The organism is Staphylococcus intermedius NCTC 11048 (assembly GCF_002902385.1).
Lineage (GTDB): Bacteria > Bacillota > Bacilli > Staphylococcales > Staphylococcaceae > Staphylococcus > Staphylococcus intermedius.
Genome location: NZ_PPQH01000005.1, coordinates 22,776 through 30,898, shown reverse-complemented (window position 1 = coordinate 30,898; position 8,123 = coordinate 22,776). Strand labels below are relative to the sequence as shown.

The following is an 8,123-nucleotide window of genomic DNA, read 5'->3' as shown; positions in this document are numbered from 1 at the left end:
GGCACGCCGCCAGCGTTCATCCTGAGCCAGGATCAAACTCTCCATAAAAGAAGTAAGCTTGATATAGCTCGTTGATTGTTTAAGTCAATCACTCTTAAAAGTACTTTTGAAGTACTCAAATTATCGGAATTAACGTTGACATATTGTCATTCAGTTTTCAATGTTCATTTCAAAATATTATGGTGGAGACTAGCGGGATCGAACCGCTGACCTCCTGCGTGCAAAGCAGGCGCTCTCCCAGCTGAGCTAAGCCCCCATATTATTTACAGAAGTCGGGAAGACAGGATTTGAACCTGCGACCCCTTGGTCCCAAACCAAGTGCTCTACCAAGCTGAGCTACTTCCCGTTATTTAAATGGCGCGCCCGATAGGAGTCGAACCCATAGCCTTTTGATCCGTAGTCAAACGCTCTATCCAATTGAGCTACGGGCGCATATTAAAGATGGTGCCGAGGACCGGAATCGAACCGGTACGGTGATCTCTCACCGCAGGATTTTAAGTCCTGTGCGTCTGCCAGTTCCGCCACCCCGGCAAAAATAATGGAGCAGAAGACGGGATTCGAACCCGCGACCCCGACCTTGGCAAGGTCGTATTCTACCGCTGAACTACTTCTGCTCAATACTATTCGAATGATGAGCCATAGAGGATTCGAACCTCTGACCCTCTGATTAAAAGTCAGATGCTCTACCAACTGAGCTAATGGCTCATAAAATGGTGCCGGCCAGAGGACTTGAACCCCCAACCTACTGATTACAAGTCAGTTGCTCTACCAATTGAGCTAGGCCGGCAATGGTGGAGAATGACGGGTTCGAACCGCCGACCCTCTGCTTGTAAGGCAGATGCTCTCCCAGCTGAGCTAATTCTCCATATGTAATGCCTGGCAACGTCCTACTCTCGCGGAACGTAAGTCCGACTACCATCAGCGCTAAAGAGCTTAACTTCTGTGTTCGGCATGGGAACAGGTGTGACCTCTTTGCCATTGTCACCAGACAATAATTATTTTATTAAGTAGCTCGTCGGCTACCTTTTTATAATACATGTTTTGCAAATGCTTTTCAATAGTTAATTTTACACTTTGTTTAAGTTTTTTACAAACATTTTAAATTTGTTTTGCCGTTCAATTTGACGACTTTTATATAATACTCAATTATCATTTTAAAGTCAACACTTTTCCGTTCTTTTTTTCAATTATTTTATGCCAATTACCACGCTCTGAAATACCATCACCCTAAGAAATATCAAAGTATTAATACCAAGTACTTTGGCATCATTTGTAATATGACTTGCTCACGTATTTATCATCTTATTAATACACAGCTTATCTTTATGATATCCAACACGCTAAACTTCTCTCTCCAACTATAAAAAATAGCTGTGAAGAAATCTATCGTCATAAATTTCTTCACAGCTCATCTTAGTATGTTTCGTTTAAGGGTGTTTCTTATTTTTGACGCATGTATGGGAATAATAACACATCACGAATTGATGGCGAGTTCGTCAATAACATTACGAGACGGTCAATACCGATACCGAGTCCACCTGTTGGCGGCATACCGTATTCTAATGCTTCAATGAAGTCTTCATCCATTTCATGTGCTTCGTCATTACCTTGTTCTTTTTCTACTAATTGTGCTTCAAAGCGTTGAAGTTGATCGATTGGGTCATTTAACTCTGTGAACGCATTCGCATGTTCACGACCTACAATGAATAACTCAAAACGATCCGTGAAGCGTGGATCTTCAGGATTTTTCTTAGCTAATGGTGAAATTTCAATTGGATGACCATAAATGAATGTTGGTTGAATGAGTGTTTCTTCAACTTTTTGTTCGAAAAATTCATTTAAGATATGACCATATTTCATGTTTGCATCGACTTCAATACCATGTGCTTTTGCTAATTCATGTGCTTCTTCGTCAGATTTCACTTCATAAAAGTCTACACCTGTTGCTTCTTTAACAGCATCAACCATGTGTAAGCGACGCCATTGTGGTTCTAAGTTAATTGTTTCATCACCGTATTGAACTGAAGTTGTACCTAATACGCGACGTGCGATATGTGCAACTAACTCTTCAGTTAATGACATAATATCTTTGTAGTCTGCATATGCTTCGTACAATTCAATCATTGTAAATTCCGGGTTGTGGCGTGTAGAAACACCTTCGTTACGGAATACGCGTCCGATTTCATATACTTTTTCCAAGCCGCCGACAATTAAACGTTTAAGATGCAGTTCGATCGCAATACGCATGTAAAGTGTCGCATCTAATGCATTGTGATGTGTCACGAACGGTTTCGCTGCAGCACCCCCTGCAATTTGATGCATCATCGGTGTTTCAACTTCTAAAAAGCCTTTTTCATTCAAGTAATTACGCATTTCTTGAAGAATACGGCTACGGTTAATAAATGTTTGTGTACTTTCTTCGTTTGTAATTAAGTCAAGATAACGTTGACGGTAACGTTGTTCGATATCTTGTAAACCGTGATGTTTGTCTGGCAATGGACGTAACGCTTTAGATAAAAGTTTGAATGACTTCGCTTTAACTGATAATTCACCAGTATTCGTTTTAAACATAATCCCTTCAACGCCGACAATATCACCTAAGTCTGCAGTGTTCCAAATATTAAATTGTTCATCACCGACTTGGTCTTTACGTACATAAATTTGGATTTGACCGGATAAGTCTTGAATATGTGCAAATCCTGCTTTACCTTTACCACGTTTTGTCATAATACGACCGGCAATCACCGTATGACTTTCCGCTTCTTTTTCAGCAAGTTCTTCTTTAGAATATTGATCCCATTCTGCTTTTAACGTTTCAGCAGTGCCTGTACGTTCGAATTTTTCACCGAACGGATCGATACCTAAATCTCTTAATTCTTGTAATTTTTGTCGACGGACCTGCATTTGGTCGTTCATTTCTTCTGTCATTCTTACCGCTCCTTTTCGCTTCTTATGCCTCTATTTTTTGTTTTTCCATTTGTTCATCACGGAATTCTGTTAAAATCTCTGTCATTTCGGCTAATGTTTCCGCTTGGTTTAATGCTTTACGCGCTTTACCATTGCCTCTGACACCTTTAAGATACCACGACGCGTGTTTACGCATTTCCATGACGCCGACCTTTTCACCTTTCAAATCGACTAAACGATTCAAGTGTAATAAAGCAATCTCAATTTTTTCGTCAATTTGAGGTTCATCTATTAATTCGCCTGTTTCTAAATAATGGACCGTACGATAAATCATCCACGGATTGCCTAGCGCTTCACGTCCGATCATCACCGCATCAACGCCAGTTTCTTTTAACATTTTTTCAGCAAGCTCTGGACTCGTCACGTCACCATTACCGATGACTGGAATGTTGACCGCTTCTTTCACTTGGCGGATAATATCCCAATCGGCTTTACCTTCATACATTTGAACACGTGTGCGACCATGTAGCGAAATCGCCGCAGCACCTGCACGTTCAGCCGCTTTTGCGTTTTCAACAGCAAAGATATGGTCTTCATCCCAGCCGATACGCATTTTACATGTCACAGGTTTGCTGACACGTTCTGTTACTGCAGATACCATTTCGTAAATCTTGTTTGGATCTAGTAACCAACGCGCGCCTGCTTCACATTTAATAATTTTTGATACAGGACAGCCCATATTAATATCGATAATGTCGGCTGTTGTATTTTTATCTACATATTCGGCAGCTTCAACTAATGTTTCTTTTTCGCCACCAAAAATTTGTAACGATAATGGACGTTCGTTTTCATCGATGTATAACATTTTCATCGTCTTTGGATTGTTAAACAAAATCGCTTTGTCGCTCACCATTTCCGCACATACTAAACCTGCACCGAATTCTTTAACCGTGAGTCGGAACGCTGAGTTACATACCCCGGCCATGGGCGCGAGTACGACTCTGTTTTCAATTTCAACGTCTCCAATTTTCCACATTTCAAATTTCCTCCAATATATTCAAAGTCAATCACCAAAATTCATCACAATGTTTCTTTATATTTCACTACTGTATCATCATTTGGCACGAGATGTTGAATCTTTTGACCCGAATGCGGTTCGATGACATTGGAAGCAATATCATTTAACGGAACCATCACAAATGCACGTTCAGTCATACGTGGATGCGGCACCGTTAAATCATCCTCTTCAATGATTTCATCACCATACAATAAAATGTCAATATCCATTGTACGTGGACCCCATCGCACTTGACGTACACGATGTAGCTCTGCCTCAGTTTTTAAAGCGACATTTAATAAATCATGTGCAGAAAGTTGTGTCTGGATATGTAAGCATAAATTTAAAAAGTCAGGTTGTTCTGTATATCCGACAGGTTTTGTTTCATAAATCGGTGAAATTGCGACAACATTAATTCTGTCATGCGCATCTAATAAAGCAATTGCCGCTTTTAATTGTGCTTCTCGGTCACCCATATTACTGCCCAAACCTAAATATGCATCAATCATGGTGATTCACCCTCACAATTTCTACACCAACACCTTGATAATAACCAGGAATAGGTGGATTTTTTTTGGTGATTCTAACTTTCGTTTCCATTACACGATTATAGTGTGAATTTATACGTAATGCAATACGTTCGGCAAGATGTTCAATTAATTGCACAGGCGAATCGTGCATAATAGCTTTAATGTCTTCATATACTTCACCGTAATGCACAGTGTCTTCCACGCGGTCTGATGCCCCTGCTACACTCAAGTCGACTTTCATTTCAACATCGACGGTAAAAATTTGACCGATTTCGTTTTCTGCAGGCAACGCACCATGATACGCATAAAATTCCAGTCCTTGTAAAAATATTTTATCTTCCATCTTCATATCCTTTCAACGCATCCATCGTTTTGGCAAGTCGTGCATTCATTAAAACATGATGTACACGTACGCCATGTACACCTTTCATAATCCCATAAGCTGTCGTTGCTGCTGTTGCTTCATCACGCTCATCAACGTGATTGTCGCCACCGAGTAAAAATTGAATCAAACGCTTTCGACTCGTCGCTAACAATACTTTATACCCTGTCGCAACGAGTTCATCTAATCGCGACATCACTTCTTGCTCTTCTTCACGTGTTTTTGCAAATCCAATACCCGGATCTAACCAAATGCGCTCCCGATGAACACCTGCGAGCACGGCTTTGTTTGCTTGCTTTAATAACATCACTAACATTTCGTCCATCACCGGTACATCCCGCTTGCCATCACCGTTATGCATTAAAATGAGTTCGGCATCATAATTCGCAACGACTTGAAACATACGTGTATCATAGAGCCCTGCCCATTGATCATTAATCATCGTCGCACCCGCTTCAAGTGCTGCTTCCGCGACTTCACTTCGAAATGTGTCGACTGAAATCGTGACGTCTAAATGTTGTAAAGCTTCAACGACTGGAATGACACGCGCGAGTTCTTCTTCAACGGTAACCTCTTCATGACCAGGACGTGTCGATACACCTCCAACGTCAATGATATGTGCGCCTTGCTCGACCATCTTTGTTGCATGCTCGACAGCGCGATCGACTTCGTTAAATCGACCTCCATCCGAAAATGAATCCGGTGTGACATTTAAAATACCCATAATTTGTGTTTGTGGCATGTTACGCTCTTCCTTTCCGTCTCATTCAACCATTCAACATCCACCTTAGAATAGATACATTATATCAAATTTCTAGTGCTTTGATACTATGGCAACCTTTATCTTTAGAGCGGAATGACTGACGAATTTGATGACGCATTCATCACGACAATGCTTTCCACCCGCATCGTCAAAATAGAAAAAACAGGATTGCGTGTATACAATCCTGCTTTTCAACTTCCGACTCTCAATTATTCAAAATTATAAAGTGGTGTTGATAAATAACGTTCACCGTTACTTGGCAATACCGTTACAACTGTTTTACCTTTACCTAATTCTTTCGCTTTTTGAATCGCTGCATAAATGGCTGCACCCGAAGAAATACCACCTAAGATGCCTTCTTCTTTAGCAACACGACGAGATGTTTCCATCGCGACTTCATTACCGACTTTAATGATGTCATCATAAATCTCTGTGTTTAATGTACCTGGAATAAATCCGGCACCTAAACCTTGTAATTTATGTGGGCCTGGTTCGCCACCGCTCAACACTGGTGAGTCCTCAGGTTCAATGGCAACGATTTGGATGTCTGGATATTTTTCTTTTAACACTTTACCAGCACCTGACAATGTTCCACCTGTGCCGACACCTGCTAAAAAGGCATCAATCGTACGTCCTTCAAATTGTTCTACTAGTTCTGGACCTGTTGTTAATTCGTGGACTTTAGGGTTCGCTGGATTTTCGAATTGTTGCGGCTCAAAATAACCATGTGTTTCTTTTAATTCTTTGGCTTTTTTAATTGCACCTTTCATCGCTTCTGCACCTGGAGTCAATACGAGTTCTGCACCGTAAGCTTTCAATAAGTTACGACGTTCCATACTCATTGTTTCAGGCATTGTGAAAACTGCTTTATAACCTTTTGCCGCACACACAAATGCTAAACCGATACCTGTATTCCCTGAAGTAGGTTCAACAATTGTGTCGCCTGGTTTAATTTTGCCATCTTTTTCTGCTTGTTCAATCATCGCTAAAGCAATACGGTCTTTTACAGAACCGCCTGGATTTTGATATTCTAATTTCACATAAATGTCTGCTGCATCTTCACCTGCTTGATGACGTAACTTAACGACAGGCGTTTGACCTATAATGTCTGTAATATTATCCACTGGTTTTCTGACCATCACTAACAACCTCGCTTTTTATTAATTTTCACGTTAAAACATAGTTATTATATCGGATATCTATAGTGTACCACTAAATGTCCGTTAACAAAAGTACATTCTATGCTGAAACACTTTAAAAGATGACATGATCCGTCACTATGCATCGTGTTATGTTAAATCTCGTTTTGAGTTTCAATCCTCTATGTACCACTATATATAATTTAAGGGATAATCGCCATGATATCGATGGCACGATTACCCCTTACTTTTGTTTAAGATGGCATTTCAGCAAGTAACGCTTTTAACTCATCTTCAGAAAATTCATAGCGTGAGCGACAGAAATGACATTCCGCTTCTGCGCCGTGATCTTTTGCAATCATATCTTCAATTTCTGCTTGACCTAAACCTTTGATTGCATTTAAAAATTTATCGTGACTACAGTTACATTCAAATTCAGTTGGCATGCTTTCTAAAATCGTCACATTTTCTTTACCTAAAATTGTTTCTAACATTTCTTCCGGTGTTAAACCTTCATCAATCAATGTCGACACAGGTTTCATTGTACTAATCGCCGCTTCTAAACGATCGATGGTTTCATCTTGAGCACCCGGCATCACTTGAAGAATAAATCCACCAGCTGCTTTGATAGAGTTATCTGGGTTAACCAGTACACCGACACCGACTGATGAAGGGACTTGTTCACTATTCGCAAAATAATATGTGAAGTCTTCCCCGAGCTCACCTGAAATGATAGGGCTACTACCAGTGTAATAATCTCGCATACCTACATCTTTGACGACGTTGATTGCACCAGTTGTTCCTACTGCACGGCGCACATCTAATTTATCTTGGTCATTAAGCGGGAAGTGCGTTTGAGGATTTGTCACATAACCTCTGACTTTCCCTTTTGCATCTGCATCAGCAATAATTTTACCGATTGGGCCGTCACCATCTACAGTTACTGTTAATTTTTGGTCACCCTTTAACATGGCCCCCATCATTAAACTTGCTGTCATTGTACGACCTAAAGCTGCAGATGCAGTGGGCCATGTATAATGACGCTTTTGTGCTTCTTGGATTGTTTCTGTTGCGTTGACACTATATGCGCGGATTTCTCCGTTAAAGGCCAGTGCTTTTACTAAATAGTCATGTGTCATTTTACGATATCACTCCTTAAATTTGTGTGGTTCGTCCTATATTATGGATCGGTTATCGTCCGAGTCCGTCACTATTTTGATACGATCATCACTACTTTGCATAATCATACGCGGAAGTCTCGCACGACTCAACTAAAATGCTTTCTACAACTGTTTCATCACATAGCGCTCAAATTACGTTTTAAGTAAAATCGAGATAACTACGC

Annotated in this window: 7 protein-coding genes, 8 tRNA genes and 1 rRNA gene; all 16 read right to left on the bottom strand. The window is 40.5% G+C overall.

All coding sequences use genetic code 11. From position 1 onward, the window contains the following. Positions 1-180: 180 nt before the first annotated feature. The 16 genes from CD138_RS01560 to hslO all read right to left on the bottom strand — a co-directional run bounded on the left by CD138_RS01560 (position 181) and on the right by hslO (position 7,917). A tRNA-Ala gene (locus CD138_RS01560) sits at positions 181-256 on the bottom strand. Between the two features lie 16 nt (positions 257-272). After that, positions 273-346, bottom strand: a tRNA-Pro gene (locus tag CD138_RS01555). A 9-nt stretch (positions 347-355) separates the two neighbouring features. Further along, positions 356-432: transfer RNA gene (locus tag CD138_RS01550), tRNA-Arg, on the bottom strand. 10 nt (positions 433-442) lie between these two features. Beyond that, a tRNA-Leu gene (locus CD138_RS01545) sits at positions 443-531 on the bottom strand. Positions 532-539: 8 nt separating this feature from the next. After that, positions 540-614: transfer RNA gene (locus CD138_RS01540), tRNA-Gly, on the bottom strand. Positions 615-632: 18 nt separating this feature from the next. Next, positions 633-705: transfer RNA gene (locus tag CD138_RS01535), tRNA-Lys, on the bottom strand. Positions 706-711: 6 nt separating this feature from the next. After that, a tRNA-Thr gene (locus CD138_RS01530) sits at positions 712-787 on the bottom strand. A gap of 2 nt (positions 788-789) precedes the next feature. After that, a tRNA-Val gene (locus tag CD138_RS01525) sits at positions 790-865 on the bottom strand. Between the two features lie 9 nt (positions 866-874). Continuing rightward, positions 875-989 (bottom strand): 5S ribosomal RNA (gene rrf / locus CD138_RS01520). A 451-nt stretch (positions 990-1,440) separates the two neighbouring features. Then, on the bottom strand, positions 1,441-2,928 hold the full coding sequence (lysS, locus tag CD138_RS01515) for a lysine--tRNA ligase (protein ID WP_019169407.1): 1,488 nt from the start codon (positions 2,926-2,928) through the stop codon (positions 1,441-1,443). A gap of 22 nt (positions 2,929-2,950) precedes the next feature. Continuing rightward, positions 2,951-3,943 carry a tRNA dihydrouridine synthase DusB gene (gene dusB / locus CD138_RS01510; RefSeq protein ID WP_014614788.1) on the bottom strand — a complete coding sequence of 331 codons (993 nt, stop codon included), beginning with the start codon at positions 3,941-3,943 and terminating at the stop codon, positions 2,951-2,953. Between the two features lie 44 nt (positions 3,944-3,987). Beyond that, positions 3,988-4,473 (bottom strand): 2-amino-4-hydroxy-6-hydroxymethyldihydropteridine diphosphokinase, encoded by a 486-nt coding sequence (gene folK / locus CD138_RS01505; protein ID WP_019169408.1) that lies wholly within the window; start codon positions 4,471-4,473, stop codon positions 3,988-3,990. Beyond that, the gene (gene folB, locus CD138_RS01500; RefSeq protein WP_019169409.1) at positions 4,466-4,837 is read right to left on the bottom strand and encodes a dihydroneopterin aldolase; all 372 of its coding nucleotides are present in this window, start codon (positions 4,835-4,837) and stop codon (positions 4,466-4,468) included. The genes folK and folB overlap by 8 nt, the downstream gene beginning before the upstream one ends. After that, positions 4,827-5,618 (bottom strand): dihydropteroate synthase, encoded by a 792-nt coding sequence (gene folP, locus CD138_RS01495; RefSeq protein ID WP_019169410.1) that lies wholly within the window; start codon positions 5,616-5,618, stop codon positions 4,827-4,829. The genes folB and folP overlap by 11 nt, the downstream gene beginning before the upstream one ends. Before the next feature lie 230 nt (positions 5,619-5,848). Further along, positions 5,849-6,778 (bottom strand): cysteine synthase A, encoded by a 930-nt coding sequence (gene cysK / locus CD138_RS01490; protein ID WP_019169411.1) that lies wholly within the window; start codon positions 6,776-6,778, stop codon positions 5,849-5,851. 254 nt (positions 6,779-7,032) lie between these two features. Further along, the gene (gene hslO / locus CD138_RS01485; RefSeq protein ID WP_019169412.1) at positions 7,033-7,917 is read right to left on the bottom strand and encodes an Hsp33 family molecular chaperone HslO; all 885 of its coding nucleotides are present in this window, start codon (positions 7,915-7,917) and stop codon (positions 7,033-7,035) included. Positions 7,918-8,123: the final 206 nt, after the last annotated feature.

Coding starts and splice junctions, on each gene's coding strand:
- lysS (WP_019169407.1), bottom strand. CDS start 2,928: ATGACAGAAGAAATGAACGACCAAATGCAGGTCCGTCGACAAAAATTA.
- dusB (WP_014614788.1), bottom strand. CDS start 3,943: ATGTGGAAAATTGGAGACGTTGAAATTGAAAACAGAGTCGTACTCGCG.
- folK (WP_019169408.1), bottom strand. CDS start 4,473: ATGATTGATGCATATTTAGGTTTGGGCAGTAATATGGGTGACCGAGAA.
- folB (WP_019169409.1), bottom strand. CDS start 4,837: ATGGAAGATAAAATATTTTTACAAGGACTGGAATTTTATGCGTATCAT.
- folP (WP_019169410.1), bottom strand. CDS start 5,618: ATGCCACAAACACAAATTATGGGTATTTTAAATGTCACACCGGATTCA.
- cysK (WP_019169411.1), bottom strand. CDS start 6,778: ATGGTCAGAAAACCAGTGGATAATATTACAGACATTATAGGTCAAACG.
- hslO (WP_019169412.1), bottom strand. CDS start 7,917: ATGACACATGACTATTTAGTAAAAGCACTGGCCTTTAACGGAGAAATC.